This is a genomic window from Flavitalea sp., assembly GCF_035489435.1.
Taxonomy (GTDB): Bacteria; Bacteroidota; Bacteroidia; order Chitinophagales; family Chitinophagaceae; genus DATHKG01.
This window is the reverse complement of sequence record NZ_DATHKG010000138.1, coordinates 1-25,703: the sequence shown is the minus strand read 5'-3', so window position 1 is coordinate 25,703 and position 25,703 is coordinate 1. Positions and strand designations below refer to the sequence as shown.

Annotated in this window: 28 protein-coding genes and 1 pseudogene; 9 read left to right on the top strand and 20 right to left on the bottom strand. The window is 41.4% G+C overall.

Going from position 1 to position 25,703, the window contains the following annotated elements; all coding sequences use genetic code 11:
- From VK664_RS21845 to dtd, 4 genes are all read right to left on the bottom strand, one after another.
- Window positions 1–324: a hypothetical protein gene (locus VK664_RS21845; RefSeq protein WP_461400830.1), complete on the bottom strand. Its 324-nt coding sequence runs from the start codon at window positions 322–324 to the stop codon at window positions 1–3.
- A gap of 132 nt (window positions 325–456) precedes the next feature.
- Window positions 457–1,935 carry a glycine--tRNA ligase gene (locus tag VK664_RS21840; protein WP_461400829.1) on the bottom strand — a complete coding sequence of 493 codons (1,479 nt, stop codon included), beginning with the start codon at window positions 1,933–1,935 and terminating at the stop codon, window positions 457–459.
- A gap of 8 nt (window positions 1,936–1,943) precedes the next feature.
- Window positions 1,944–2,291 carry a nucleotide pyrophosphohydrolase gene (locus VK664_RS21835; RefSeq protein ID WP_461400828.1) on the bottom strand — a complete coding sequence of 116 codons (348 nt, stop codon included), beginning with the start codon at window positions 2,289–2,291 and terminating at the stop codon, window positions 1,944–1,946.
- A 144-nt stretch (window positions 2,292–2,435) separates the two neighbouring features.
- Complete coding sequence (gene dtd, locus VK664_RS21830; protein ID WP_461400827.1) at window positions 2,436–2,888, bottom strand: D-aminoacyl-tRNA deacylase; 453 nt, start codon at window positions 2,886–2,888, stop codon at window positions 2,436–2,438.
- Window positions 2,889–3,084: 196 nt separating this feature from the next.
- Between dtd and arfB the strand changes: the two are divergent.
- The 7 genes and pseudogenes from arfB to VK664_RS21795 form a co-directional block, all read left to right on the top strand.
- Window positions 3,085–3,471, top strand: a pseudogene (gene arfB, locus VK664_RS21825) (alternative ribosome rescue aminoacyl-tRNA hydrolase ArfB); the annotation flags it as partial.
- Between the two features lie 84 nt (window positions 3,472–3,555).
- Window positions 3,556–4,341: an MbnP family protein gene (locus VK664_RS21820; RefSeq protein ID WP_461400826.1), complete on the top strand. Its 786-nt coding sequence runs from the start codon at window positions 3,556–3,558 to the stop codon at window positions 4,339–4,341.
- Window positions 4,338–5,378, top strand: a complete 1,041-nt coding sequence (locus VK664_RS21815; RefSeq protein ID WP_461400825.1) for a cytochrome-c peroxidase — start codon at window positions 4,338–4,340, stop codon at window positions 5,376–5,378. The genes VK664_RS21820 and VK664_RS21815 overlap by 4 nt, the downstream gene beginning before the upstream one ends.
- Before the next feature lie 73 nt (window positions 5,379–5,451).
- On the top strand, window positions 5,452–6,978 hold the full coding sequence (locus VK664_RS21810) for a lipopolysaccharide biosynthesis protein (protein WP_461400824.1): 1,527 nt from the start codon (window positions 5,452–5,454) through the stop codon (window positions 6,976–6,978).
- 306 nt (window positions 6,979–7,284) lie between these two features.
- Window positions 7,285–8,763 (top strand): ankyrin repeat domain-containing protein, encoded by a 1,479-nt coding sequence (locus tag VK664_RS21805; RefSeq protein ID WP_461400823.1) that lies wholly within the window; start codon window positions 7,285–7,287, stop codon window positions 8,761–8,763.
- Between the two features lie 4 nt (window positions 8,764–8,767).
- Entirely contained in the window at window positions 8,768–9,244 is a 477-nt protein-coding gene (locus VK664_RS21800) for a DUF2271 domain-containing protein (protein WP_461400822.1), read from the top strand.
- A 15-nt stretch (window positions 9,245–9,259) separates the two neighbouring features.
- Window positions 9,260–11,458 (top strand): PepSY domain-containing protein, encoded by a 2,199-nt coding sequence (locus VK664_RS21795; protein ID WP_461400821.1) that lies wholly within the window; start codon window positions 9,260–9,262, stop codon window positions 11,456–11,458.
- A 30-nt stretch (window positions 11,459–11,488) separates the two neighbouring features.
- Here VK664_RS21795 and VK664_RS21790 read toward each other — a convergent pair whose 3' ends face one another.
- Window positions 11,489–12,481 (bottom strand): FAD:protein FMN transferase, encoded by a 993-nt coding sequence (locus VK664_RS21790; protein WP_461400820.1) that lies wholly within the window; start codon window positions 12,479–12,481, stop codon window positions 11,489–11,491.
- Window positions 12,482–12,578: 97 nt separating this feature from the next.
- On the opposite strand from VK664_RS21790, the gene VK664_RS21785 reads away from it, so the two are divergent.
- Both VK664_RS21785 and VK664_RS21780 read left to right on the top strand, forming a co-directional pair.
- Window positions 12,579–13,391: a class I SAM-dependent methyltransferase gene (locus VK664_RS21785; protein ID WP_461400819.1), complete on the top strand. Its 813-nt coding sequence runs from the start codon at window positions 12,579–12,581 to the stop codon at window positions 13,389–13,391.
- A gap of 154 nt (window positions 13,392–13,545) precedes the next feature.
- A complete protein-coding gene (locus VK664_RS21780) occupies window positions 13,546–14,679 on the top strand; it encodes an SRPBCC family protein (RefSeq protein WP_461400818.1) in 1,134 nt (377 codons plus the stop codon).
- Window positions 14,680–14,732: 53 nt separating this feature from the next.
- Here the strand turns inward: VK664_RS21780 and VK664_RS21775 are convergent, their stop codons facing one another.
- From VK664_RS21775 to VK664_RS21705, 15 genes are all read right to left on the bottom strand, one after another.
- A complete protein-coding gene (locus VK664_RS21775; RefSeq protein WP_461400817.1) occupies window positions 14,733–15,392 on the bottom strand; it encodes a carbohydrate-binding protein in 660 nt (219 codons plus the stop codon).
- 81 nt (window positions 15,393–15,473) lie between these two features.
- A complete protein-coding gene (locus VK664_RS21770) occupies window positions 15,474–15,878 on the bottom strand; it encodes an ester cyclase (RefSeq protein WP_461400816.1) in 405 nt (134 codons plus the stop codon).
- Window positions 15,879–15,962: 84 nt separating this feature from the next.
- Window positions 15,963–16,679: a hypothetical protein gene (locus VK664_RS21765; RefSeq protein ID WP_461400815.1), complete on the bottom strand. Its 717-nt coding sequence runs from the start codon at window positions 16,677–16,679 to the stop codon at window positions 15,963–15,965.
- Window positions 16,676–17,254: a cupin domain-containing protein gene (locus VK664_RS21760; RefSeq protein WP_461400814.1), complete on the bottom strand. Its 579-nt coding sequence runs from the start codon at window positions 17,252–17,254 to the stop codon at window positions 16,676–16,678. The genes VK664_RS21765 and VK664_RS21760 overlap by 4 nt, the downstream gene beginning before the upstream one ends.
- A gap of 81 nt (window positions 17,255–17,335) precedes the next feature.
- Window positions 17,336–17,818, bottom strand: coding sequence for a nuclear transport factor 2 family protein (locus VK664_RS21755; protein ID WP_461400813.1), 483 nt, complete (start codon window positions 17,816–17,818; stop codon window positions 17,336–17,338).
- A gap of 48 nt (window positions 17,819–17,866) precedes the next feature.
- Window positions 17,867–18,304: a hypothetical protein gene (locus VK664_RS21750; RefSeq protein WP_461400812.1), complete on the bottom strand. Its 438-nt coding sequence runs from the start codon at window positions 18,302–18,304 to the stop codon at window positions 17,867–17,869.
- An 82-nt stretch (window positions 18,305–18,386) separates the two neighbouring features.
- Entirely contained in the window at window positions 18,387–19,304 is a 918-nt protein-coding gene (locus VK664_RS21745) for an SDR family oxidoreductase (RefSeq protein ID WP_461400811.1), read from the bottom strand.
- 291 nt (window positions 19,305–19,595) lie between these two features.
- The gene (locus VK664_RS21740; RefSeq protein ID WP_461400810.1) at window positions 19,596–19,946 is read right to left on the bottom strand and encodes an MmcQ/YjbR family DNA-binding protein; all 351 of its coding nucleotides are present in this window, start codon (window positions 19,944–19,946) and stop codon (window positions 19,596–19,598) included.
- Window positions 19,947–20,145: 199 nt separating this feature from the next.
- Window positions 20,146–20,556 carry a nuclear transport factor 2 family protein gene (locus VK664_RS21735; protein WP_461400809.1) on the bottom strand — a complete coding sequence of 137 codons (411 nt, stop codon included), beginning with the start codon at window positions 20,554–20,556 and terminating at the stop codon, window positions 20,146–20,148.
- 314 nt (window positions 20,557–20,870) lie between these two features.
- The gene (locus VK664_RS21730; RefSeq protein WP_461400808.1) at window positions 20,871–21,722 is read right to left on the bottom strand and encodes an aminoglycoside 6-adenylyltransferase; all 852 of its coding nucleotides are present in this window, start codon (window positions 21,720–21,722) and stop codon (window positions 20,871–20,873) included.
- Between the two features lie 74 nt (window positions 21,723–21,796).
- Window positions 21,797–22,219, bottom strand: a complete 423-nt coding sequence (locus VK664_RS21725) for a UPF0158 family protein (RefSeq protein WP_461400807.1) — start codon at window positions 22,217–22,219, stop codon at window positions 21,797–21,799.
- 177 nt (window positions 22,220–22,396) lie between these two features.
- Window positions 22,397–23,017 (bottom strand): DUF2652 domain-containing protein, encoded by a 621-nt coding sequence (locus VK664_RS21720; protein ID WP_461400806.1) that lies wholly within the window; start codon window positions 23,015–23,017, stop codon window positions 22,397–22,399.
- Window positions 23,018–23,123: 106 nt separating this feature from the next.
- Window positions 23,124–24,407 (bottom strand): epoxide hydrolase family protein, encoded by a 1,284-nt coding sequence (locus VK664_RS21715; RefSeq protein WP_461400805.1) that lies wholly within the window; start codon window positions 24,405–24,407, stop codon window positions 23,124–23,126.
- Window positions 24,408–24,854: 447 nt separating this feature from the next.
- Window positions 24,855–25,367 (bottom strand): DUF6896 domain-containing protein, encoded by a 513-nt coding sequence (locus VK664_RS21710; RefSeq protein ID WP_461400804.1) that lies wholly within the window; start codon window positions 25,365–25,367, stop codon window positions 24,855–24,857.
- A 128-nt stretch (window positions 25,368–25,495) separates the two neighbouring features.
- Window positions 25,496–25,703: hypothetical protein (locus VK664_RS21705; RefSeq protein ID WP_461400803.1), on the bottom strand; the 208-nt coding region annotated here is incomplete at its 5' end.

Genomic DNA, 25,703 nt, shown 5'->3' with positions numbered 1-25,703 from the left:
TTAAAACCCTGAATTTTTAAGATTATCCTTTCTTGGTGGAACCTTGGGAGAGATTTCGTGAGTATCAGAAGATTTATCTTCTCTTGAAGTTTTCATACTGATCACGGGTATATGCAATTGCTTCATTTGCTGCTCCAGGGAAGCGTTATCACGTTGAAGATCAAGGATTTCAGAGTGATTCGAAAGCATTTCATTTTCGAGTTCGATCACCTTTTTCCGAAGGGAGACAATCTGCCGGCTTCTAAAAATAAAACCCAGAAAAACAGCAGTTGTTACTATAGCGACAAGCAACAAGGCGTTGATATTCAATTGAATTGCAAGCATAATTAGCGCGATTTCGTTTTAGGTTTCTCATCGGTAAGGGATTAGGTCCGGGTTGGCTGACCATAAGCTAAGCTAATAATTAAAGCTTGTAATTCATAGTTACGGACTTTTTTACCTGCCAGATCGGCCGGTTTAATAAATTACCCGGGAAACCTGGTTTCGGATTATTTCCGCCACCATATTTGCCTGGATCCGCTCCTGCTTCATAGAATCCCGGTACCTGATGGTTACTGTGCCATCTTCCTTAGACTGGTGATCTACAGTTATACAAAAAGGTGTGCCAAGGGCATCCATCCGGCGGTAACGTTTTCCAATCGCGTCCTTTTCCTCATAAAAACAGCGAAAATGGGATTTACATTTGTCAAATATTCCCTGGGCGATTTCTGGTAACCCGTCTTTTTTGGTCAAAGGAAAAATAGCCAGCTTTATAGGAGCCAGCCTGGGAGGGAATCTCAGCACAACCCGGCTATCCGGTTTCTCAGCTGTGCTAAGATCTTCTTCATAATAAGCTTCACTTAGGATAAGCAAAACCGTGCGGTCGAGACCGATTGAAGTTTCAATTACATAAGGAATATAGTTCTGGTTGATTTCTGTATCGAAGTATTGCATTTTCTTTTTGCTGAACTCCTGGTGATTTTTCAGGTCAAAATCGCCACGGGAATGAATTCCCTCAACCTCCTTAAATCCGATCGGGAACTCATACTCGATATCACAGGCTGCCTTGGCATAATGAGCCAGTTTCACATGGTCATGGAAACGGTATTTTTCTTTTGGGATTCCAAGCTCAAGGTGCCACTGCATACGTTGAACTTTCCAATATTCATACCATTTCCCTTCGGTGCCGGGTCGTATGAAAAACTGCATTTCCATCTGCTCAAATTCACGCATCCTGAATATAAATTGCCGTGCTACAATCTCATTACGGAAAGCTTTTCCAATCTGGGCGATACCAAAAGGTATCTTCATACGGCCTGTTTTCTGTACGTTCAGGAAGTTTACAAATATGCCCTGGGCGGTTTCAGGTCTCAGGTAAATTTCACTGGCATCTTCGGCCACGGATCCTACGGAAGTTGAAAACATCAGGTTAAACTGGCGCACTTCAGTCCAGTTAGCAGTTCCGCTGACACCACATTTTATGTTGTGGGTTTCTATCAGTTTTTTGAGACCTTCAAAATCATCAGCCGCGATAAGGACATCCATTTCGGCGAGTAAAGATTGCGCTTCTTCTGGCTTGCCTTCGTCTTCAAGTTTTTCGGCAGCTGCCTCGATCAGGTGATCAACCCGGTATCTTTTCTGGCTGTCTTTGTTGTCGATCATAGGATCGCTGAAATTGTCAACATGGCCGCTGGCCTTCCAAACGGTGGGATGCATGAAAATAGCGGCATCAATGCCCACGATGTTCTGATGCATCTGGGTCATGCTTTTCCACCAATGATCTTTTATGTTTTTTTTGAGCTCAGAACCCCACTGCCCATAATCATAGACTGCACTAAGCCCGTCGTAAATTTCACTCGATTGGAATATGAAGCCGTACTCTTTGCAGTGCGATATAATTGCCTGGAACTTATTTGAATCTGTCGACATAATGGCGGCAAAGATAAGATGAAGCATTTGAAAACTTACTTCAACTTATCGTTGTTAAGATGTCTTTCGGCATCCCGGGCATTCTTCTTTTGAATATTTTTTTCGAGTGCATCGGTAAGATCAACACCTGTCTGGTTGGCGAGACAGATGAGTACCCAAAGCACATCGGCTATCTCGTCTGCCATATCTTTTCCACCATCTGAAGCTTTAAACGATTGGTCACCATATTTCCTCACCATCAGCCGGGAAAGTTCACCAACCTCTTCCACCAGGATGCCAAGATTTGTGAGTTCAGAAAAATAGCGGACACCCACTGTCCTGATCCACTGATCCACCGATTCCTGGGCTTCTCTTAAAGTAATATCTGTTACGGTTGCTGACATATGCTGATAGTTTATTCGGCAGGATTGACTTGAAATTTACATTGATTTTAATTTTGGATGCAGTTGTGGTTTATCACTGTTCTGAAAGTTAGCAGAGCCAGCGTTCAGGATTAATTTCATAGTGAAAACTTTAATAATGGTCGATTATTCCTTGTTTTTCGAATCAATCACGATAGTCACCGGCCCATCATTGATCAGTTCCACTTTCATATCTGCCCCGAAAACGCCAGTGGCAATGGATTTACCGAGTTCTTTTTCGATTGCGCGGATCATCAACTCATAAAGAGGCACGGCAACCGGCGGTTTCGACGCCTTTATATAAGAGGGTCGATTTCCTTTTTTGGTAGAGGCGTGTAAGGTGAACTGGCTCACTAGAAGCAGTTCTCCATCGCAATCTTTCAGGGAGAGATTCATCACACCGCCTGAATCTTCAAAGATCCGGAGGTTTACAATTTTGCCGGAGAGCCAGCATACATCTTCCTCGTTGTCAATATCCTCAATTCCTACCAGGACCAACAAACCTTTATTGATCGAACCTCGTATACTATTATCTATAGTCACCGCAGCCCTTGATACCCGTTGAATAACCACTTTCATCCGTTTATTTTTATTTTTCATTTGTCAGATGCCGTGCACAGTGCACGACACAAGCCGGAACGCAACCTAAGTATCTGACTGCGTAGTCCCAGGTCAGCGGGACGTTGGTTTATAAGGCCCGTTTTATTTCCGTAACAGCCCAACTTGCCAAAGCCGAATTTTTTACCTTTAGAGAATGAAGGTAGATATTTCGAAAGAGATCAGGTTTACAACTGCCCGGAGCGGAGGTGCAGGAGGGCAGAATGTAAATAAAGTCGAAACCATGGTTTCGGGATCGTTTCATATTGCTAATTCCATGGTTCTCAATGAGGAACAAAAAGAAATTCTTGGCAGGAAGCTGACCAACAAAATAAATTCGGAGGGCTTTTTGCAACTTAAAAGCCAGGTTCATCGTTCTCAGTTAGCGAATAAGGAAGAAGTGGTGAAAAAGATGGCGAACCTGGTTGAGCATGCACTCACGAAAAAGAAGCCCAGGCTGGCAACAAAACCATCAAAGGCAGCCAAACAAAAACGACTGGAATCGAAAAAAAAGGATGCTGTTCATAAACAAAACAGGCAGAAGATCCGGAATAATTTTGACTGAATAACCAGGGACTAACCATCTTACAATAAGCAGGACCTGGAACTAATTGAAACAATCATCCACCTTATGCAACCTGCTAACATTATGAATTCTGCCAAAATCAAACTCGTGGTATTCTGCACTGGTCTAATGATTTTTCTTGGGTCCTGCCAGAAACAACTCAAGTTTGACCGCGCGCAGGAGAAAGATCATAACCTCGTGATCGATTTCAGGGCTATCGTTGACACAGCTGATCTCTTATTTGGCACCGAATACCGAAACGTGTTTAATGAGCCATATAAGGTGAGCGCATTCAAGTTTTATATACATGCTATCCAGATGATTAATACGGATTCAGGAAAGGTTTTCGAAATTCCGAAAGACAAATATTATCTGGTAAATTTTGCCGATTCAGCTTCCACCCAAATCAAGATTGGTGTTCAACCTTATAAATATAACCGCATTGCCTTCACGCTTGGGGTTGACAGTGCCCGCAATGTAAGCGGCGCCCAGACGGATGCCCTTGATCCCGGAAAGGGCATGTTCTGGACCTGGAACACCGGCTATATTATGGCAAAACTGGAAGGAAATTCACCTTTAGCTTCCACCCCCAATAATGCCTTTGAATATCATATCGGCGGTTTTAAGACAGGCGAAAATGTCGTTGAAAAAGTGACACTGCTTTTTCCATTTACCACGGAGATTGATCTGAAACCGGGTAAAACAACGGATATGTCCATATCAGCTAATGTAAATGCCTGGTTTTATAATCCACATGATATCATGATAAGCGCCAACCCAACTTGTATGACCCCCGGAACGCTGGCCGTACAAATTGCGGAAAATTACCGGAAAATGTTTACTGTTGTGGATATTGTGAATGAGCCTTGACAACCCGCTGGACTATATTAATAACTATCGCTTTTTTCTTTCTGGCCATATTGGTCAATGCCTGTAAAAAAAACGGGGACAGCGGCGCATACACCACACCGTTATCATTCAAAGTTCCCGATGGTTTTCCCGCACCGGTTTATGATTTCAGTACTAACCCATTAACCCAGGAAGGTTTTGACCTGGGTAAGAAATTATTTTACGATGGCAGGCTGTCGAAAGACGGCAACTTTCCCTGTGCTTCCTGTCACCAGCAGTTTGCCGGCTTTGCCACACTTGATCATGATCTCAGTCACGGTTTCAATAACCAGTTCACAACCCGGAATGCGCCAGGTTTATTTAACCTGGTTTGGCAGAAACAGCTGCATTGGGACGGCGGTATCAACAACCTTGAAGTACAACCGCTGGCGCCGATTACTGCTACCAATGAAATGGCTGAAGACATAAATAGTGTCGTGGCTAAGTTGAAGGAAGACGCAGAGTATCGCCGGATGTTTGCTGCTGCATTTGGGGATGGTGAGATTACCAGCCAGCGTATGTTGCTTTCACTCACACAGTTTATGGGAATGATGGTTTCTTCGAATTCGAAATATGATAAGATGAAACGCGGACAGGCAGTGTTTAATTCTAATGAGCAGGCGGGTTATGATATATTTAAAGCTAAATGCGTTTCATGTCATACCGAACCGATGTTCACCGATTTCAGTTACCGGAATACCGGCTTACCTCTAAATTCAACACTCAGGGACCTGGGAAGAATGCGTATCACAAACAGATCGCAGGATTCATTAAAATTCAAGGTTCCAAGTCTGCGAAACGTTTTTCTCACTTATCCATATGGACATGATGGGCGTTTTGGATCAATAGGCCAGATGCTTGATCATTATAGTACAGGTGTGAAGAAAAGCCCGACACTTGATCCTTCTTTAGCAAATGGGATCAGCTTATCATTTAATGACCGCTATTACCTGGTCCAGTTTCTTGGCACACTCACAGACTCTGTGTTTCTCAATGATAAACGTTTTGCGCAGCCATGAGATTACCAATTTGGCCAGCCATAACCAATTTCCTTTTCCTTAATTTTGAGCCCTTACTAATAAAAAGAATTTTTTGAGCGGAATAAAAAAACTTGCTGGCCAGACTTTGTGGTACGGTGTTCCAAGGATTTTCGGGAGATTTCTAAATTTCGGTATCAGCCTGTTGGGTTTCCGACTTTATGACCCCGGCGCTTCATCTTTTTATACCCAGATTTTTGCGGTGATTCCATTTTTATCCATTTTGTTTACATATGGGCTTGAAACGAGCTATTTCCGTTTTGCACAAACGCATGATAGAAGGAAACTCTACAACACACTCAATGTTTCAATTATTGTTTCAACCATTCTCTTAACCCTGCTACTGTTTTTGTTCAAAGATTCATTGGTCAGTTTTCTGGAGATGGAAAAACATCCTGCGTTCGTAACATGGATGTTATGGATTGTTTTCTTTGACACACTGATTGTTATACCAATGGCTAAATTAAGATTGGAAGAGCGACCAAAGAAATATGCATTCATCAACTTTTTTGGCATCATACTTAACATCTCCCTCGTTTTATTTTTCTACTATATCGCAAAACCGGCATATGAAGCCGATCAACGATCTTTTCTCGGAAGTTTTTTTGATCCTAAGGTTGGCGTCGGTTATTTTATTTTGGCCAATGTAATTGCAAGTGGTGCAACCTTATTGGCGTTATGGAAAGAATTTGCTGATTTCAGGTTTGAATTTGATAAGAAGTTGTGGCGGGAGGTTATGAAGTATTCCTATCCCCTGCTGATCGTCGGTACGGGAGGAATGATCAATGAGATGTTAAGCCGTGCGGTTTACCAGAAGATCCTGCACGATGACCCCGCACGCGAAGAGTTTGAACTTGGTGTTTTTGGTGCGAACTATAAACTGGCTATACTGATCACCATTTTTATACAGGTGTTTCGTATGGCTGCAGAGCCTTTCTTTTTTAACCAGTCGAAAAACGAGGGTGCACAAAGAACATATGCAAGGGTGATGAAATTTTTTGTGATCGCCTGTTGTTTTATGTTTCTTGTGATCAGTTTGTTTTTAGACGTGTGGAAATTCCTTATTGCTTCCAAACATCCTTCATATGCCCAGGGTATAAATATCGTTCCGATACTGGCTATGGCAAGCATTTTCCTTGGCATCTATTATAACTTGTCGGTCTGGTATAAACTGACAAATAAAAATATGATTGGTGCTTATGTGACCATTGGCGGGGCGGTCATCACTATTGTCCTGCTATTCATTTTGATACCCAATTATCGTTATATGGGTGCTGCCTGGGCCACATTTATCTGTTATGCATTTATGATGGTTGTGAGTTATAAGCAGGGACAGAAATATTATCCCATCCCCTATCCAACAAAAAAACTGACAACTTACTTAGTGATTTGTGCGCTGCTATACATTATACATGAGCTGATCATTCGTTCATTGGATCGCAATGCAGGCTACTATCATTGGATCTACTATGGCACCAGTTTTATCTTTTTGGGATTGTTTAGCTGGTTGATTCTTAAAGTTGAGAGGCGTGAACTGGTAAATTTGCCGGTGGTGGGTAAATATGTAGAGCGTTTTGTTTGAGTATTATTCTTCTTGCTGTCGATCCTACATTTTTCGATTTTCCGGCGTTGAGTGAAATTTAATGGATACTGCGAATGCAGAGATCTCTCATATTGCTGGTTAGTTATTGTCGCAGAACGAGTTATGATTCCTCTTTTAATAATTATACCCTCTCTAATTGACAAAATGCAAGGTAATATTTTGATATAATAAGAATTATCACAATCCCTGGAAAAAGTTAAAAGCAGTATGAGGGCTGGATTTTCCGGCATTCGTAATATCTCAAGGTCGGTTCATCACTAATTTTAACATCATACAATTCTGAAAATGAAATATATAATCTTAGGACTATTCTTCTTCATGAGCCTGGCGATACAGGCACAACAAAAAAACGTTTTCCTTGATGCCGCCTTCTGGCAAACCAAACCCGGACCGGATGCCATCAAGTTTGAAATTGAAAAAGGCAATAACCCGGCTGAGTTCAACCCATCCAATTTCGATCCCGTGGTTTTGGCCATTAACGGTGGAGCCCCAAATGAATCGGTCAAGTACCTGTTGGAACAAAAAGGTAATGATATAAACAAACTTACCCATGACGGTCGCACATATATTTTCTGGGCCGCAAGCAGGGGTAACACCGAATTGATGGAACATCTCATTTCCAAAGGAGCAAAAATTGCCGGTCAGCAGGACAACCACGGTTATTCAGTTTTGAACTTTGCCGCAAACGGTGGCCAGAAGGATATCAAAGTTTATGATCTCTGTCTGAAAAATGGCGCGGATCTCAAAAAAGATCTTACCCATGAAGGTGCCAATGCTTTGTTACTGGTATTACCTTCTGATGCTGATGGTAAACTCACTGAATATTTCATTTCCAAAGGACTAAGCCTGAAAAGCACCGATGCGCAGGGCAATACTGCATTCAACTATGCAGCACGTGCCGGTAATATAGAGTTGATGAAAACGCTTAAAGCCAAAGGTATCCCCTATACCGACAACGCCATGATTATGGCAGCGCAAGGCAGCCGACGTGGCGCAGCGCCGATAGAAACTTTCCAGTACCTGGAAACCTTAGGCATTAAGCTAAACGTACTCAGCAAAAATGGTGAAAACGTATTGCACCTGATCGTACGTCGCCCGGGGCAGGACAAGATGATCCAATATTTCCTGGACAAAGGTGTAAAGGTTGACCAGGCAAACAATGACGGCAATAATGTGTTCATGAATGCGGCTGCTGTTAACCGTGAGCCTGGAACACTTGAACTGCTTCGTCCAGGCATCGCCGATATCAATAAGGCTAACAAGGATGGACTCACTGCACTGACAATGGCAGTCCGCGGCAATAGTCCTGAAGTTGTAGAATACCTGGTAGAAAAAGGTGCTAAAACAGATGTAAAGGATTCCAGAGGTGATAACCTTACTGTTTACCTGCTGGATGCCTATAACCCGCGCCAGTCAAAGGAATTCGAGGCTAAACTTGAAATTCTGAAAAAAGCTGGACTGGATATCAGGGCCGTTCAGCCAAATGGAAATACACTTTATCACCTGGCCGTAGCTAAAAACGATGTTAACCTGCTGAAGCTCGTAAGTACATTGAACGTGGATGTCAACGCCACCAACAAGGAAGGCTTCACCGCTTTGCACAAGGCAGCAATGCTGGGTAAGGATGATGTTGTGATGAAGTACCTGATTTCTGTTGGTGCCAGGAAGGACATCAAGACCAGTTTCAGTGAAACCGCATTTGACCTTGCCAGTGAAAATGAAAATTTTTCTAAACAAAACGTCTCTCTCGGGTTTTTAAAATAATAGTATGCAGTTTTACAGGATGGCTCTGGTGATAGTTGCGATTTGTGCGTCTTTTGTTCTTCCGGCACAAACCACAAAGTATAAGTGTATGGTGCAGATGTCGAATTATGTTGGAGAAGGCGCTTACATAGTAGTATCATTGATTGATCCGAAAGGTGCTTATGAAAAAACATTATCAGTGATGGGTTCCGATAAGGAATGGTATCCTGATATAAAAGAATGGCACAAGGCTTACAAGAAAAAACCCACCAATATCAGCGCTATCACCGGTGCTTCAGTAGCAGGCGGTGATCGCAGCGTGGTGACACTTGAAATGGAAACGGCTAAGATCAATGCGGGTTATACACTACGATTTGAAAGTGCAGTGGAAGACAAAGAATACCATGTAAAGGATCTTGAAGTTCCGCTAACTACCGAAGGACTTGGCAGCAAAAAAGATGGCACCAACTATATACGTTACGTGCGTTTCAGTGCCAACTAATATTTCTTAATTGATATGATCATATCTGTCTGGAGATACAGCCACCTTTTATTGGCTGTATCTTCTTTTTTATTGCTCACCCTGGCTTCGGTAACGGGCATTATGCTGGCTTTTGAACCTATTGCCGGCAAGATGCAGGAGTACCGCGTACACGGTGCAGAAAAGCTGAGCCTGGCAGAAGTGGTACCCCTGGTTAAGAATAATTATAAAGATCTTCAGAAATTAAATGTTGATGATAATGGCTTTGTGGTTCTTGAATGGACAGACGAAGCTGGTATTGCAAAGAAATCATACATCGATCCCCGGGATGGTAAGATCCTCGGTGCTGTAAAGGAACAATCTGAATTTTTTAAATGGGCCACTGCACTTCACCGTTCTTTGTTCCTTCATGAGACCGGCCGTTTTCTAGTGGGGCTTGCTTCTTTTCTGCTTATCCTTATCGGGCTTTCAGGCATCATCCTCGTGATCCAGCGGCAAAAGGGTATCCTGCGTTTTTTCGCCCACATTGAACGACTAAACTGGGCTCAATACTATCATGTGGTTTTCGGTCGGGTGGTGCTGTTCCCAATTATATTTATTGCTGCCACGGGTACTTATTTAACAGTGACACGTTTTGAATGGATAAATGCTGCTGAAGCAAAGCTGCAGGCAGAGACCGATAACCTGGCAGAAGAGCCGGCTCATAATGTAAAAGATTTCCCGCTTTTCAGGGAATTAAAGCTCTCAGCATTGCAGTCGCTCGAGTTTCCTTTTTCTGAATTCCCTGAAGACTATTATACTATCAGGCTGCATGATCGGGTTGCAATGGTGAACCAGTTTACAGGGAATGTAATTGCAGGAAAAAATTATTCTACTGCGGCAAAGCTGAGTGCTTTTAGTCTGCGTTGGCACACCGGACGGAATGGGATCATCTGGGCGATTGTACTCGCAATCAGTTCCGGTTATATTCTCTTTTTTATCTATTCCGGTTTTGTAATCATGTGGCGCCGGAGGGCGAATGTGTTGAAAAACAAGTTTAAGCCTGATGAAAGCCCGGTAGTGATTCTTGTTGGTTCTGAAAACGGCACCACGATGCGTTTTGCGCGGGCAGCCTTTCAACAGTTGGTAACCCAGGGAAAAAAGGTTTACCTGACCGATATGGATAAATACCGCAGCTTTCCTTTGATGGAACAGTTGATCGTGATGACCAGTACTTATGGTCTCGGTGATCCGCCCTCCAACGCAAATCATTTTTCTTCGAGGTTATCGAAATATCCACAGGATCATGTTTTTGGCTTTTCGGTCCTGGCTTTTGGTTCCCGGACTTATGCTGACTATTGCAAATTCGGCCTCGAGGCTGATTTGATGTTGAGTCACAAACAATGGGCATCCCGAAGCACGGAAGTGTTTACCGTAAACGACCGGTCACCTGAAGACTTTGCTGCCTGGTGCAATGCCTGGTCGCAGCACACAGGCATGACCGTTAGCCTGACACCGGATTTGATTGGCACAGAAAATCACAAGGATTTGCGCAGGATGATAGTAAAAGATAAAACAGTGATGGCTGCTGCTGATGATACTTTCCTGATACGTTTAACGCCCCCGAAAAAAGCAAGGGTCCGATCCGGCGATCTGCTTGCTATATATCCCGCCAATGATCATCGCGAGCGTTTGTATTCTATAGGCACGATCGATAAAGAGATTCAGCTGAGCGTAAAATATTACCACCAGGGACTAGCTTCAACATTTCTAGATGCCCTCTCTTCCGGTACTTCAATCCAGGCACGCATCGTGAAAAATGAACATTTTCATTTTCCTGTCAAAGCATCTTCCGTGATTATGATTTCGAACGGTACGGGCATCGCACCGTTTTTGGGAATGATCAGTGATAACAAAAAGAAAGTTCCGGTTCATTTATATTGTGGTTTTAGGTTTCAGCGATCTTTCGTTTTGTATGAGGATTTTCTCCTGGAACAAAAAGCTGCCGGACAGCTGGAATCCCTGCACTTAGCCTTATCCCGCGAAGGCGCAAAGGAATATGTAATGACTTTGTTGTCGCGCTCTGCTGCTAAGATTGGTAGTCTGCTTGCCAGCGGTGGTGTGGTAATGATCTGCGGATCTCTCGCCATGCAGAAAGATGTGCTCGAAGTGTTGGGAGATATCTGTAAAGCTCAAGCTGGGTTGGATGTGGATACGCTACATTTAAATGGAAAGATCCTTACGGATTGTTACTAAAACTTTCCAAATCTCTAACTTTCAAACTTATTATTCTTTTATCATGTATTCATCCAGGTTAAGGTTTTTCGATTTATAGAACTTTCCGTTTTCTGAAATCATAATACAACTGTATTCAGGAAAGCGTTCAAGGAGTTTCATTCCCTTGCCTTTTCCGAGCACCATAATAGAAGTGCTGAATCCGTTTGCCATTTCAGCATCTGGTCCGAATACTGTTACGCTGATCAACCCTGTCGCCGGGTAGCCAGTTAAGGGGTTGATGATATGCGAATATCGTTTGCCATTGATTTCAGCATACTTCTCATAACTACCTGAAGTAACAACTGCGCCTTCTTTTAACGGGACCACTGCATAAAGTTTGTTCTTCTGAAAAGGATTGGTAATGCCTATGTTCCATGGTGATCCATCAGGCTGAGTGCCCCAGGTGTTCATATCTCCCGATCCATTAACGATACCTGCCCTGATGCCTTTCTTCAACATTATATCCCGGCAACGATCAGCAGCATAACCTTCTCCGAGCGCGCCAAAACCAATCTTCATGCCTTTTTCTTTAAGTAATATCGTGGAGTTTAAAGTATCGATGATAATGTTCCTGTATCCCACTTTTTCTTTTGCTTTACGAACCTGTTCCGATGTTGGTTTCACTGTCATGCTGCCATCAAAAATCCAGATCCTTTCCATTGCGGCGAAGCTGATATCAAATGCGCCATTCGTGAGCTTTGAAAGACTGATAGCTCTTTGTGTCAGTTGCAACAATTCCTTATCAACTATTACAGGCTTTATTCCGGCATTTTTATTTATTCTTCCAACCTGTGTAGTATCTATCCAATCTGAGATCAGGTACTCGATTCTCCTGATTTCCGCGATACAGCTATCGATATATTGTTCGGCAGTGATGGAGTCCTTTGCAACAATGGTGATATCAAATCGGGCACCCATCAATTTTGTAGTTCGGGTGCGTAATGTTTGAGCTGTTGTTGCAAAAAAACAATTGAAAAAAAATGCTGCCAGGAAAAACTTCATGCATCGAAATTAGACTTATCTATATCAGAGTCACAAAGAAAGAAAACGCGAAGATTTGTTTAATAATCCTAATTTGAAATTCTAAACCCCAATCAAAATGAATCCAAACAAAACATTATGGGAAAAAGGTGATTTCACACAAATTGCTGAAACTATGCGGGAAAGTGGTACTGAATTTGTCGGGGGACTCGGGATTACCAAAGGTCTTAAAGTTCTTGATTTAGGTTGTGGTGATGGTACTACTGCTATTCCTGAAGCTAAGCTTGGAGCAGAAGTGCTGGGTGTTGACATAGCCAGCAATCTTGTTGCTGCAGGAAATCTCCGGGCTAAAGAAGAAGGCCTTGCAAATTGTAATTTCCAGGAAGGCGATGCATCTGACCTGAAAGACCTGGAAGACGAAAGTTTTGATCTTGTTGTCAGCATCTTTGGAGCTATGTTCGCGCCCAAACCATTTGATGTTGCAAAAAAAATGGTTAGGGTTACGCGTCGTGGTGGAAGAATCGTGATGGGAAACTGGATACCGGGAGACCCAACGCTGGTGGCACAGATATTAAAGATCAGTTCCGCATATACACCGCCTCCACCTGAAGATTTCATCAGCCCTATGTTGTGGGGTGTGGAAAGCAATGTTATAGAACGTTTTGTTAATGCGGGTATACCAAAGGAAAATATAACTTTCGCCAGGGAAAGTTTCACTTTCAGATCGCCTGATTCACCGGCAGAATTCGTAAATAAATTCAAAAACTTTTACGGTCCCACTATGAATGCTTTTGAAGCTGCAGAGAAAAATGGAAAGGCTTCGCAACTACAAGACGAGTTGACAACTTTGTTTAATAATCAAAACAAAAGCACAGATTCAAATAAGACTTCGATACCTGCGACTTTTCTTAAAGTAACAGTGGTGGTTTAATAAACAATTCATATCACACATAAAAAGTACCAACCTTCTTTGATTTCAACTTTGATTTCATAGATGGATTGCGTGAAATCAACACATTTAGGTTGTCTTCCAATTTTGACTTTATAGCGGCACGATTCTTTTGTTTTCTATATAAAACATAGTTATGGTAAACAATGATAATCCAATCGTCGTGGAGACCACAAAGGAATTTCGTGTCCCGGTCGAACAACTCTATGAGGCCTGGAACAGTGAAGAAAAATTGAAAGAATGGTGGCATCCCTTTAATAAAAATTTATCCAGGGTAGTTAATGACCTGAAGCCAGGCGGAACTGTAGAATATGAGTTTGACGGAGATAAAAAATTTCATATTAGCGGTGAGTATCAGGAAGTTGTTGAGAATAAAAGGTTGGTGTACAGCTGGAGCTGGGACCTTGAACATAATGAAATGAAAAATGGCGATTACACACTAACTATTGATTTTATTCCCGGGGAAGGCAAAAGCCGGCTGAACGTTAAACAGGAAGGATTCATAGACGAAAAATCGACAGACATACACAAGCAAGGCTGGGATCGCGGACTGGAAGCACTGAGATCTTATCTGGAGGAAAATAGTACCGGCAATGAGCCAAAAACCGAAAGCCCAAAGTCGCAGGGACAAACCATGAAATCGGAGGAGCAGCCCGGATCAAAGGAAAAAGCCCAATCCACCAAAAATACCAAAGTCCAACCTAAAGCAAAGAATGAAGGCAATAACAAGGAAAAGAACAAGGATCAGGCTAAAGAAAAAAGCGAAGGTCAACCTGAAGTAAAAACAACTGCAAAGACCGAAGCAAAAACCAGTAAGCAACCTGTAGTAGAAAGTCAGGAACAACCTGAAGAAAAAACAAGCGGAAAGCCCGAAGCTAAAACCAGTGAACAACCGGCGGCAGAAAGTCAGGGACAATCCGAAACAAAAGCTGAAGGACAACCACAACAAGCAAAAGCCGAAGGACAACCAGCGCCCAAAGATGAAGGGGCTTCAACAGGCAAAGGACCAAAACCTATTGGCCCGAATCAACAAACCTGGGATAACCCAAAGCCAGGGGAAGAATTGAAAAAGGAAATTGATGACCAACTGGCTAAGCTGAAAAAACTTGGAGAAAATCCAAGCGACCACGATCCTAAAATGGATGAACTAAATAAAAAGCACGATATCGAAAGCAGGAATGAAGGTCCTGAGCACGAGAAAAAATCTGAAAAAAATACGCAGGATGATTTCGATCCGGCTAAGCATAAAACTGAAGCGCCTGCGCATTAGAGTGATTTATGAAATTCATATACCGCATTATATCTATGCGGTTTTTTTTGTGATCAATCTTCAATTTTGCCGGTGTTTGTAAATTCGAAAAAGTCAAGATTCATTTGGCCATGCTCCACAATATGAACCTTCAGTTTATGAGTACCTCTTTCCATTTTTATGGTTGTGAGTGAATCCACTTTGTTCCAATGATGCCACTGTCTCCAGTCAATTGTATCCTTAACGTCGTTTGTTGAAGGAACTACTAAATGACCTGCTACGGACTGTCCGTCTAAGTCCAGCGAAATAATTCCATCTCCATTTGCAGTGTACATCATACCAACGCGGTAAAATGCAGCTTGATTAACATGAACTGTGTAGTTTATCCATTCACCTGGCATTGTCCAACCAACGTATAATTGATTTGAATCCGGGGCGACTTTATTGTAAGGATTATTATCAATTAAGCGCGTCTTGGTGTAGGATATATCCACACCTTCATGGATGCGAAATTCGTTAAGCAAATTTCCATTTACCGGGTTTAATTTCCCACTTCCATTATTTACACTATCCATATCATGATAAGCAACTCCTTCACCCCCTGTATCAAAATATTCGCATTCAACACGGCCAGGGATTTCCTGCATTTTCTTTTTGTAGGATTCATCCGGATTAAAAGAAGGCGCACACCCGGCTATAAAATTAACCAGGAGTAATATAACATTAAATTTCATTTAGCAATTATTGGAAGAATACCGATCGGCACTGCCATCTTGAGGCTATATCTCTATAATAAAATCTACATCGATTCTGAATTACTCAACCGGAGCCAACTTCTGTCCCAATTGTTGATACAGATCTAAAAAATCGTAACTGTTCCAGGCTTCCGCAATTTTGCCATCAGCAACCTTTACCATACAGATACCTGAAAATGTTACAGGCTTCCCGCTTTCTGTATGGATAGCTGAAACCGTTGTCCTGGCTGATTCAATATCATCCTGCGCAATGGCATCTTCTACCTTTACATTAACGTTATGAAATTGTCTTCGAAAATCATTAAAAAAAATCTTGAAACCTTTTGGTCCCTTGGGTTGATCATCAGGCACAATGCCTTTCGCCGTAGCAGTTGGAGTTAGTAGTTTATCAATTGCGTTTTCATCATCTTTGTTCCACACCTCATCGAACCATCTGTAAAGTAAAGTTGTTTGTAGATTACGCATAAAATAAAGTTTAAAGTTCATTAAGATATCTATACTGAATTTACCAAAATTGTTTCAAAAAAAGCAATTCAGTCCTGATCCCGCCTAATTCCTTAAATTCCTGCTATTCACTAATTTTATTTTTGCCACAAACCAGGGATTGGGCTCGAAACCATTAGTTGGAATATTTATATAGTCGAGAACTTTCTTAAAATTCTTCGAAGTATCAAAAAGGCCGTATCTATTAAGTTTTAGTCCAAACTTACTTTCCAGTTCTCTTCCTTTATTATGGCAATAAAAAGTATGAAAGCTACCACCTGCATCTATTCCAATAAGGTCAAACCCTATCAGTATTTCATTTTCATATTCAGCTTCCGGCACTTTCTTCGCGAGTGTAGTACGCAATCCAATTTCTGCTATCTTGTTTAACGTTGGCGTAAATTTCTCTAAAATTTCTGCTGCGGCTTCTTCGTCAAAATACAATCCGATAATTTTTATATCTCCCAAATGTGAAAAGAAGATTTTTTTATACTCGGATACACTTTCGATGTCCGTGAAAATATATGGCCAGACCAGCTTATTTTCATAGTGTTTACTATCTACCCATTTCCTGATTGAAATAATATTTTCATCTGTCAGAATAAAATTTTCTTTGGCCGCTCCCGCAAGTTTATCATTGTCATTTGTCCAGGAGTAAGACCACATATCTACCAAATGGTCATTTATACATTCACTGCAACTATAAACAAGTTTCCCAATTTCAGTTCCGAAAAGAAGGGGTTTAAGTTTTATCAAAAAGTAGCCGCCTAAATAGGATTTCATTTGATTTCTTTATAAACCATTCCATATTTTTTCTCAGTTTCTGCGTATTCTTCTTCCGTTTTTTCTTTGGCCGGCATTCCGGCAGGTGTACCATTTTCGATAAAATATTCTTCGAATCCAGCTGGCGAATACTGGAAAGCCATTAGCAGCTGTTCGTTACCGGTATTATCCAACCCATGCCATGTTCCTCTTGGAACGAATGCTACATCCCCGGTTTTCACTTCAATAGATTCATTATCCATGGTTAATGTACCCTGGCCCTTGTGAATAAAAATAAGTTCATCATTGTGCAAATGTTTATGGATGCGCATCTTCCGGCCAGGACTCTGTTCTTCTATACAAAATGAAACACCTTCTATTCCATGCTTTGCTTTTGAGAGCTTAATGGATATTGGCACTTTCCTTCTTCCGGTAAGAATATGGGTTCCTTCATCTGCATGTACAACAATTCCTTTAACCCGGGGTGAAAGGAGTTTAGCATAACTGATTTTTGTCAGACCTGTAAAAAGTGCAGTAAAAAACCCCACCGTTCCAGTTTGAAGAAATTTTCGACGATGTTGCTGAATGATGTTCATATCAGGAGTTTAGAGTGTAACAAGTTAACCGGTTAGTTCAGTCATTTGCGTTGTTGAGGTATGTCGAATTGTGACCTGAGCTTAGCGCTCGACTATTTTCCAAAAGGAATCCTTTCTGATAATTTTGCCATTCCGAAACTCCCAAAGGTCACAGCCCCGAACATTCAGACTAACACCAGCCGTTGTTGTCCCGGTTAACGTCCATTCTGAAACTCCCCGCTCTCCTGCCATCCAATGACGGTCCTCCCCATAATGAACGTCAGGAATACCTTTGAACCGACCCGCAAGTGCTTCCCGCACCTGCTCTTTGCCAATATAGCGTTTACCTGTCGGTTCAGGTCCACGAGGCATATCAAGAGTGCAGTCGTCTGCAAAATACTCCATTATCGCGTCGAGATCATGTCTATTGAAGGCCTCCAGGACTTGCTTCAGCGTGTCGGCAGTAACGATCATTTCTTTCGTGTTTGATTGATTTAGTATTGTGTTGCTCCCCGGGTTGCCGGTGCAGCCAAAAAATAATAGCAGAACAGTTAACAGGCCAATAATCAACATTTGCATTTTCATTGTCTGTTGAATTGATAGTGTCAGTTATCACTGGTTCAGAATGCAGCACTAATTATAAACTGGCAATTTGGAAGCTGGTTTATATTTGACTTCCTTCCTGGTTGCTATAAATGTTATAATTAATATCAGGGCTCCGATTGCCAGCGGGGTAGCTGTTAGCTTATTGTCCACAATATTGTGAACATTAAAATTTATCATTGTCAGGATACCCCTGGCGAAAGCAATAAAGCCCACGATATAAGCAAGAGTAAACCCTTGCGTTTTTCTTTTAATTATCCATACAATAGCAAGAACTGGCATAACAGCAGATGCCAGCATAAATCCTCCAAGAACAAAAAACAACTTCTCTAAGTCAGCTGACAGCGATTTAACGCTGAAAAACTGTAATGCGTCTGACTGATCAATTAAACAAAGTATTCCTATATAAATGGGGATTAGCGTTGTAACAATAAGTACCCCAATAAGGATCTTTGTGAAGATTTTCATCGTCAAACTATTTTTAAGTTAAGCAAACCTATAATCTGAAAGTGTGGGAAAACGTCCTGTGAAAACATCTTGCCATGAAAAATTAAACCTCATGCTCAGCCAATACCAGCTTATTCAACTGTGGCAAAGCATTTGTCCGCATATAAGTGCCAACAGGTAATCCCATTTGTTCCATCCCGGCTACCCACTCTTCATCAGTCACTGACACACTGTTTACCCACTCATCATCACTCATCGATGTTCTAAAATTTAAAAAGCCTTCTGCAGTGATTCCAACGGGTCTTCTAAAGCTGCCGGCCTTCCCGGATACTATCTCTTTTATAAGTTCGGCCACCTTTTCAGGTGAGTCATGGGCTTCCAAAGCTGCAGCAAATAATGACATATACCTTTTGATACCGGGATACTTTGTACCTGCGGGGATTTCCCTGGCCTTATTGAAAATGGGTGTTTCGATAATTGAAGGTTCGATAACCACCACTTTTATATTGAAAGGCTGGACTTCCTGCGCCAATGATTCGCTGAATGCTTCAACTGCAGCTTTTGAGGCGCAGTATGTACTATGGAAATTAGAAAACAATTTACCGGCTATAGAGGATATGTTAATTATTGTACCGGACTTTCTTTCCCGCATTGAAGGCAATACGGCTTTGATACATCGAACCGTACCAAAGTAATTGGTGTTCATGTCAGAAGTAAACGAATCCATAGTCAGTTCTTCTACTGCACCCCAACTGCTAATGCCAGCATTGTTGATCAGCACATCAATATGACCTTCTTTTTTCATCACAAAGTTTACTGCAGCCTCTACAGATTCGTCATTAAGCACATCCAATGGCAAAACATGTAAGGGTAAATGATCCTTGTCTGCAACCCGTTGAAGTTTGGGGGATTGAACAGAATTTCGCATAGTGGCGTATACTGTATTGCCGTTGCGGGCAAGATTTTCGGCTGTAACGTAGCCGATCCCGGTACTGCACCCCGTAATGAAAATGACAGGCATCGTTTGTAAATTTTAAGGTTAAAAAAGATGTATTTAAAAAGAGAGACGCCGTTGCGGATAGATTCACAAAATCTTATTTGCTCCCGGCTTCAGCTTGAGTCGTTACATGGGATAACAGAAAATGCAGGTTACTATTTCGAAGGCAGACGGTTAATGAAATATCACAAAAGGTATAAGAGGCAACCAGACAGGGTTCGAAGAATGAATGAAATTCCGGCATGTACGGTCGCTGAAATTCGTCATATTCAATTTAACACAAAAGATTGACAGACCTGATTTTCTTTTTTTGTTCTAAGATAACCCAAGTTGCTTTTTTATCTTAGTTGAAAGTTTATCCTTAACGAGATCATATGACTGTTCCAGGTAGCGCTTCCAGTCGGATTTATTCATTTTATTGATATCATCAATTAATACCCATTTGTATTTAGCAACATAAGGGGCGGGTTTGAATCCTGGCAAACTACTCATCTCCTCAAACTCTTCATCTTTTACTTTAAATGAAGCAGATGTAGGAGTCTGATCCAGCCCCACCACACAAAACATTTTGCTCCCGATTGAAAATACAAGATCATGTTCCCATTTAATGTCCTCTGTTACTCCAGTCATCGCACCACAAATGCTTTGCATGTCTTCTATATTCATTGTACATTTTTTATTGTCCGTACTATTTTATTCAACAATGAAGCCTGGCATTGCCAGTGTCTGCAATGTATAAATGATTGGCCGTGATTGCGCGAATAGATCCGGAAACTTTTGAGTAACATTTCGGATTCAAACGGCTGCCGCATAAAGGCAACTGTTTGAAAAGCAATAATTCTTCAGGCAAACAGTCATTAATATCCTAAGAATGCCAATGAAACAATTTTTGAGAAATTTTCCATCCTTCTTCGGTCTTAATCAGATTGAATATGTCAGACATGTGAACCCCGGAGCCGGCGTTTTTTCCGGACCACTGCCGGATTTCAAGGCGAACAACTGCAATAGTGCCGAGCACTTCAATACTGGCAAAATCAGGTTCAATATCAGGCGCTGGTCCGTTTTGGTCAATCCAGTCATACAAAACCTGGATGGGTGAAAACAAGAGGGTATTGCCGACATAACCAACAAGTTGGGAGTCAGGATGGAAGCCTGGGCGCATCAGTTCGCTTTTTCCAGACCTGGAGCCGTCGATGTAGTGTTGAAGTGTTTGTACAATGGCGACCTGGTCGTTTAGAAAATCAACTTCTGTGAGATTCATGTTTGCTGTTTCCATGTTTAAAGGTTTTAGTGTGAAGAAAATTTTAATTCCATTGTTAGTGAAATTGTGAGACCGTTATTTCCACGGGTGGGCGCGGCTATTTTCACGAGGCGGCTATTTTCACGAGAAGGTGCGGGCTATTTCCTGAAGGATGTGCGGAAGTAAAGGGAGATTAAATTATTCGTAAAGTATCGGTATTTGCCCGCCTGTTACAGGTCGGTTATTTGTTACTGGATCCACAGGGAATGGAGAGAAACTGCTGTTGAGTCTTATTCCAGGAGTAGATATAAAGATAAAGGTATTTGTGAATGTGCAGTGATTAGTGATTGTCATTTTTTGTAATCATACAATTCCCTTAGATATCTGGTTACGTTTTGCTGTTCCATCGTGTCAATCCGGAAATTCAATTTGGCTGCAAGTTCATTTGAGATTTTTTCGAAAAGTTCGATCATAATGAAAAGTGCTTTCCAGTTATTCACTATATCTGAGTCTGAATAAGTCTCCAAAACCGTTTTGTAGAAGTCATTTGAAACATAATTATGCATAAACCTGCCTGCCTTTCCAAATGAAACGGAAAAATCATTATCTGCACCAATCTTCCATTCAATGATTTTCATAAACATCGGCCTTATGGCGGTTTCAAGCATTTCTTTGGCATACGTAACTTCATTTCTTGATAATCCCTTTGCAACATAGGTACTAACCCACCAAAATTCGTTACAGACATCGCTAAACTCCTTTGCAGATGGTTGTTTAATAAAATAATCTGAGTCGTTTGGCAATGGCAATGTTTCAAAGCGATTGTCCTTATCAAGAAGACAAACGGTGAGACTATCGGGCCAATAATTATTAGTGATTTTTTCTAACGGATATAAAGTAAGATCAATTCTATTTCCATCTTCCAATATCATCAAATATGCAAATCCATCGTGATCTTTTTTTCCAAAACTCATTTCATCGGGTAGTTGCCGGATAATAATGTCGCCAAAAACGTTGACCCAGCTACGATCATTTGTAAAGTCATTGAGGCTACAAACAATAAAAACGATGTCAAAGTCCTGATACTCGTCTGGTATAGCATTCGGATTTGCTCTCGAACCGTTCATTAAGACTGCTCTAATCCTGTCGTCATTCGTTGCAATGTCGATAATGAGCTTTATAATTTCAGTTCCATTTCTCATTGCAAGTGAATAACTATTATAGATACGCGCCGGAAAATATGTTATTACAAATCATTTCGTTTACTACCTGTCGCTTACAAAATGTCGTAATCAAGTTGTTCTTGAACCCAGTCAATATTTCTATCTCTCCTGAACTTAAACCATAGTTCCCTGTATTCACCGGCATTTGCAATTTGATGTTTGAAGTTGGCAAATGGCTTATGACCCTCAATTGCCTGTAACAATCGGCTTTTGACAAAATTATCTTCCAATGAAAGCACAAAATTCTCCATCACGCTAAAACTTTCTGATGAAACCATGCCTTTAATCTCAATATATTTTTCGCGATCATCAAATACCTTGTCAATTTCCTCTTGCCAAACCTCCATATCCTCATAGAGGTCTTTATCTTTATCAGGAAATTGAATTATCTCTAAAGTTTCTTTATGGAGATAACAAATTTGACCAGCCTCTAAACTATCTGCAATATCATTTAATATCTCCTTTGAAACTTTCATATAAGGCTTTGTGATTTGCTTCCGCTCATCTAGAACCTTCTGCCGAAAGCAGACAAGCGTAATATTTGACTATTCAGGGTAATGGCGCCGCATTTGAAAATGCAATTTTAAGCTGGCGGGCCGACAATTATATACTCAACTGAAAGTTTATTGAGAGTTCTGCAAACACTCAAAATACTATTGGTTTGGCTGCGTTCCATTATCCGTTTTTGCCGCTGCTTTTAAAGGGGATAATTGAGTATACAGAAAAGACACCTCGTTTCCTCCAATTTGTTTATTACTTTTATCCCACTTCATCCACTTCCTGAAACCCCCAGGTAGATTATCATTGGCCAATCCTTTTGTAACTAACCAATATTCATGTTTATCAATAGTATTTTTCAACAACTGGTGAGCAATAATAACATCCTCACCAATCAGCGTATAGAAATTCTTTATTTTATATCCTGTGAATTCTCCATAATGGGTTATGAACTTCAATGTAAGATTGATTGCAGTTCTGCAAGCCTTGCATTGACAGGTTCTGTGTAGTTCGTATATCTTGAGCTGTTTGTGAAACGCAAAAAACATACTTTCAACCTGTTCATATATCAAAGAGAGTTCAGGCAAGTCTCCGAATTTGTAAAAAAGAACTGCATCCCCTTCAATTTCTGAAACCTCCAATCCCATCTCATTTTCATCAATCAAAACTTCAATCAATTCATGGATAATATGATGGCTATGAGCAAGCTCAATGTTTGTAACAAATTCAGTGAAGCCGCTTATATCAGGTATGAAAAGTAATCCCTTGTTTTTCATTGTTTAAAATTTTATCGTTGCAGGAGGCTTCAAACAATAAAATAGAAACGGACGCTGTGTCAGGATGGCGTCCGTTCCAAAAACAGATGATGAACGTTTTACAAAATCAATTGAGAGATCTGAATCCTTCACGGATATCATTAACAAGAAGTTCGGGTTGTTCCCAGGCAGCGAAGTGCCCTCCCTTGTTATGTTTTTTGTAGTAGATCATGTTTGGATATGCTTTCTCTGCCCAACTCCTGGGAGCCTGATAGAGTTCATCTGGAAAAGCGCTCACGACAACCGGGACGGTGACACCTAGTGGAGTTACAAAGGCATACTTATTCTCCCAATAGATACGGTATCCGGAAATTGCCGTGTTCGTCAACCATGTAAGCGTGATGTTGTCGAGGACATCATCTCTCGTAAGTCCTTCAGCCTTCCCTTCAAATATTCGGGAGATCATCGCCAAACTAGGCTGGTCGTGATCAAGAAATATAGTGGCGAGGCCGATGGGCGAATCCGCGGTTCCAATCAAGGTCTGCGGACGGCTTCCCATAATGAACGCGTAGGAAACGTGCTTGTATGAAAAGACCAATTGGTCGTACGCCTTTTTTTCCTCAGCTGTAAGATCGGATGGAGCAGGAGCTCCTGCAAAAGCAGCATTATTAATTTCAGTTGGAACTGTGCAAGGAAAATTTGTAGCCATGCCCAGTAAATTATTGGGTGACTGTACAGCCATTACATCCGTGATTAGCCCACCCCAATCTCCGCCTTGCGCAAAAAATTTCTCGTATCCAAGACGCTTCATCAGTGTTACCCAGGCATTGGCGATATGGGATGGCCCCCAGCCGGTAGTGCCTGGCTTTCCAGAAAATCCATACCCTGGCATAGATGGAATTACTACATCAAAAGCATCTTCAGCCCTTCCACTATAGGCAGTTGGATCTGTAAGCGGACCAACGATCTTCAGTTGCTCAAGGATCGAACCCGGCCATCCATGTGTGACGATAATTGGACGTGCATTTTTGTGTTTCGAATGAACGTGAATAAAGTGAATGTCAAGTCCGTCAATTTCTGTTATAAACTGGGGCAAAACATTCAGTTTTGCCTCGATCTTGCGCCAATCATACTCCGTAGCCCAATAGTTCGCAAGTGCCTTCATTGTCGCCAGAGGAACACCCTGCGATTGATCGTTGACAGGTTCTTTTTCAGGCCACCTTGTCGCTAAAATGCGGCGTTTTAAATCATCAAGGTCAGCTTGTGGAGCATGAAATTGGGGGAAGGGGCGGATTGTTTCATTCGATGAGTCATTAGCAGAAGACTTGTTTTGTGCATTGCTTAACGAGGCTTGCATCACAGGGTCTTCTGAGACAGCTGTACCTTCAACGGTACTTTCGTTTTTTTCCATTGTTTTAATTTTTTAAAATTTTTAGATTATTTCCTTATAGTTACCATTGCAATAAAAGTTGCCTGGTGCTACCTGACCACTTTTCTATAAGGCAAATGAATGGGGCTTTGAACAAAGGTTTAAATGGGCAAAAAGGAGAGGGCAATATGCTGTTCACGATGACGATGACAGCACTTTTTAATTGGAGACTCCAAGTTATTGATAATAAATTAAAGCTAACTAAGCTAAGATTGTTTAATATCTTCTGCAAGTATACTTTTGCACATCAAGAAATAAGATTGAGTGGAAAGCCGGTAATCTATGGTAGCCAAAATGAAATGCCTTTATCGCAGTAATTCTAAATGATTATGTTGAGCAGCTGCCCTTCTTCGCACTTATTGTTACCAGAATTTCCACCAAGCCTTTTTAGGTTTTCTTTTTGGCACTTCCTTCTTTGTTAAAGCTGATTTAAAGAAGTAAAGTGAGGTTGATGGTGTCAACAGTCAAGCCAATGCCGTGAAATGCGTAGCGCTTGATGTGATATTTTTTCAACTTCCCGAATTGCGGATAAATCTTGTCGTGTCGGTATGCGGTTAATAAATCAGTCCTGTTGAACTCTTGCTTGAACGCCTGCATGACCCGCTCAATGTTTTCTTGATAGTCATTTATCAAGTCAACTATAGAATAAACATTCAACTCGTTTCTTAGATCTGTTAATAGCTGAAATATGTTGTTGGCCAAATCCTGCCCGTCTTGATGTATGAAGTCATCCCAGTCATGAGTAGGAGCAAACCACAACCACAAATTGTTTATTTGCTCTATGTCACCCGCAGTGAGTTTTGCGATACTTTCGGCTAGTGCTGCGTGAAAATCTTGTGCTGAATAGAAGTGGTCTGAATAACCGCCTGTAAAGTGTTCCGCCAACTCCTCTGCTTGATCAAGAAGTAAGTAAAGTCGTTCAAGTTTGAGGTTACCTGTCATTGTCACTTACAGTTATGTCAATATTGGAATTGTCGCCATTGGGTTGCTGCTAACGTGGTAGTATTGGCGAAGGCGGGCCACACTTGGTGTTTTGTTTGCCAGGGTATCAGCCGCCCGCTTTTGCCATGTTAGCGATAGTTCTTTTTTTTCAACAGCTGACTTGCGCGATTTCTAATTTTAATGTTCGCACCCTTTTCCGCTAATCGTGATAATCGAAATTTATCTCGAGACACGAGGTCAAGAAGTAGATCATGCATAACCTTGTCACCTTCATTCAGACAATTCTCAAAATTTTCTTCCGTTAGGGGCGAAGAGTTAAGCTGCCTGATTAACGAA

Excerpts from the sequence above, each read along its gene's own strand:
- VK664_RS21845 (WP_461400830.1), bottom strand. The coding sequence starts at position 324 with ATGCTTGCAATTCAATTGAATATCAACGCCTTGTTGCTTGTCGCTATA.
- VK664_RS21840 (WP_461400829.1), bottom strand. The coding sequence starts at position 1,935 with ATGCTTCATCTTATCTTTGCCGCCATTATGTCGACAGATTCAAATAAG.
- VK664_RS21835 (WP_461400828.1), bottom strand. The coding sequence starts at position 2,291 with ATGTCAGCAACCGTAACAGATATTACTTTAAGAGAAGCCCAGGAATCG.
- dtd (WP_461400827.1), bottom strand. The coding sequence starts at position 2,888 with ATGAAAGTGGTTATTCAACGGGTATCAAGGGCTGCGGTGACTATAGAT.
- VK664_RS21820 (WP_461400826.1), top strand. The coding sequence starts at position 3,556 with ATGAATTCTGCCAAAATCAAACTCGTGGTATTCTGCACTGGTCTAATG.
- VK664_RS21805 (WP_461400823.1), top strand. The coding sequence starts at position 7,285 with ATGAAATATATAATCTTAGGACTATTCTTCTTCATGAGCCTGGCGATA.
- VK664_RS21800 (WP_461400822.1), top strand. The coding sequence starts at position 8,768 with ATGCAGTTTTACAGGATGGCTCTGGTGATAGTTGCGATTTGTGCGTCT.
- VK664_RS21795 (WP_461400821.1), top strand. The coding sequence starts at position 9,260 with ATGATCATATCTGTCTGGAGATACAGCCACCTTTTATTGGCTGTATCT.
- VK664_RS21790 (WP_461400820.1), bottom strand. The coding sequence starts at position 12,481 with ATGAAGTTTTTCCTGGCAGCATTTTTTTTCAATTGTTTTTTTGCAACA.
- VK664_RS21785 (WP_461400819.1), top strand. The coding sequence starts at position 12,579 with ATGAATCCAAACAAAACATTATGGGAAAAAGGTGATTTCACACAAATT.
- VK664_RS21780 (WP_461400818.1), top strand. The coding sequence starts at position 13,546 with ATGGTAAACAATGATAATCCAATCGTCGTGGAGACCACAAAGGAATTT.
- VK664_RS21775 (WP_461400817.1), bottom strand. The coding sequence starts at position 15,392 with ATGAAATTTAATGTTATATTACTCCTGGTTAATTTTATAGCCGGGTGT.
- VK664_RS21770 (WP_461400816.1), bottom strand. The coding sequence starts at position 15,878 with ATGCGTAATCTACAAACAACTTTACTTTACAGATGGTTCGATGAGGTG.
- VK664_RS21765 (WP_461400815.1), bottom strand. The coding sequence starts at position 16,679 with ATGAAATCCTATTTAGGCGGCTACTTTTTGATAAAACTTAAACCCCTT.
- VK664_RS21760 (WP_461400814.1), bottom strand. The coding sequence starts at position 17,254 with ATGAACATCATTCAGCAACATCGTCGAAAATTTCTTCAAACTGGAACG.
- VK664_RS21755 (WP_461400813.1), bottom strand. The coding sequence starts at position 17,818 with ATGAAAATGCAAATGTTGATTATTGGCCTGTTAACTGTTCTGCTATTA.
- VK664_RS21750 (WP_461400812.1), bottom strand. The coding sequence starts at position 18,304 with ATGAAAATCTTCACAAAGATCCTTATTGGGGTACTTATTGTTACAACG.
- VK664_RS21745 (WP_461400811.1), bottom strand. The coding sequence starts at position 19,304 with ATGCCTGTCATTTTCATTACGGGGTGCAGTACCGGGATCGGCTACGTT.
- VK664_RS21740 (WP_461400810.1), bottom strand. The coding sequence starts at position 19,946 with ATGAATATAGAAGACATGCAAAGCATTTGTGGTGCGATGACTGGAGTA.
- VK664_RS21735 (WP_461400809.1), bottom strand. The coding sequence starts at position 20,556 with ATGGAAACAGCAAACATGAATCTCACAGAAGTTGATTTTCTAAACGAC.
- VK664_RS21730 (WP_461400808.1), bottom strand. The coding sequence starts at position 21,722 with ATGAGAAATGGAACTGAAATTATAAAGCTCATTATCGACATTGCAACG.
- VK664_RS21725 (WP_461400807.1), bottom strand. The coding sequence starts at position 22,219 with ATGAAAGTTTCAAAGGAGATATTAAATGATATTGCAGATAGTTTAGAG.
- VK664_RS21720 (WP_461400806.1), bottom strand. The coding sequence starts at position 23,017 with ATGAAAAACAAGGGATTACTTTTCATACCTGATATAAGCGGCTTCACT.
- VK664_RS21715 (WP_461400805.1), bottom strand. The coding sequence starts at position 24,407 with ATGGAAAAAAACGAAAGTACCGTTGAAGGTACAGCTGTCTCAGAAGAC.
- VK664_RS21710 (WP_461400804.1), bottom strand. The coding sequence starts at position 25,367 with ATGACAGGTAACCTCAAACTTGAACGACTTTACTTACTTCTTGATCAA.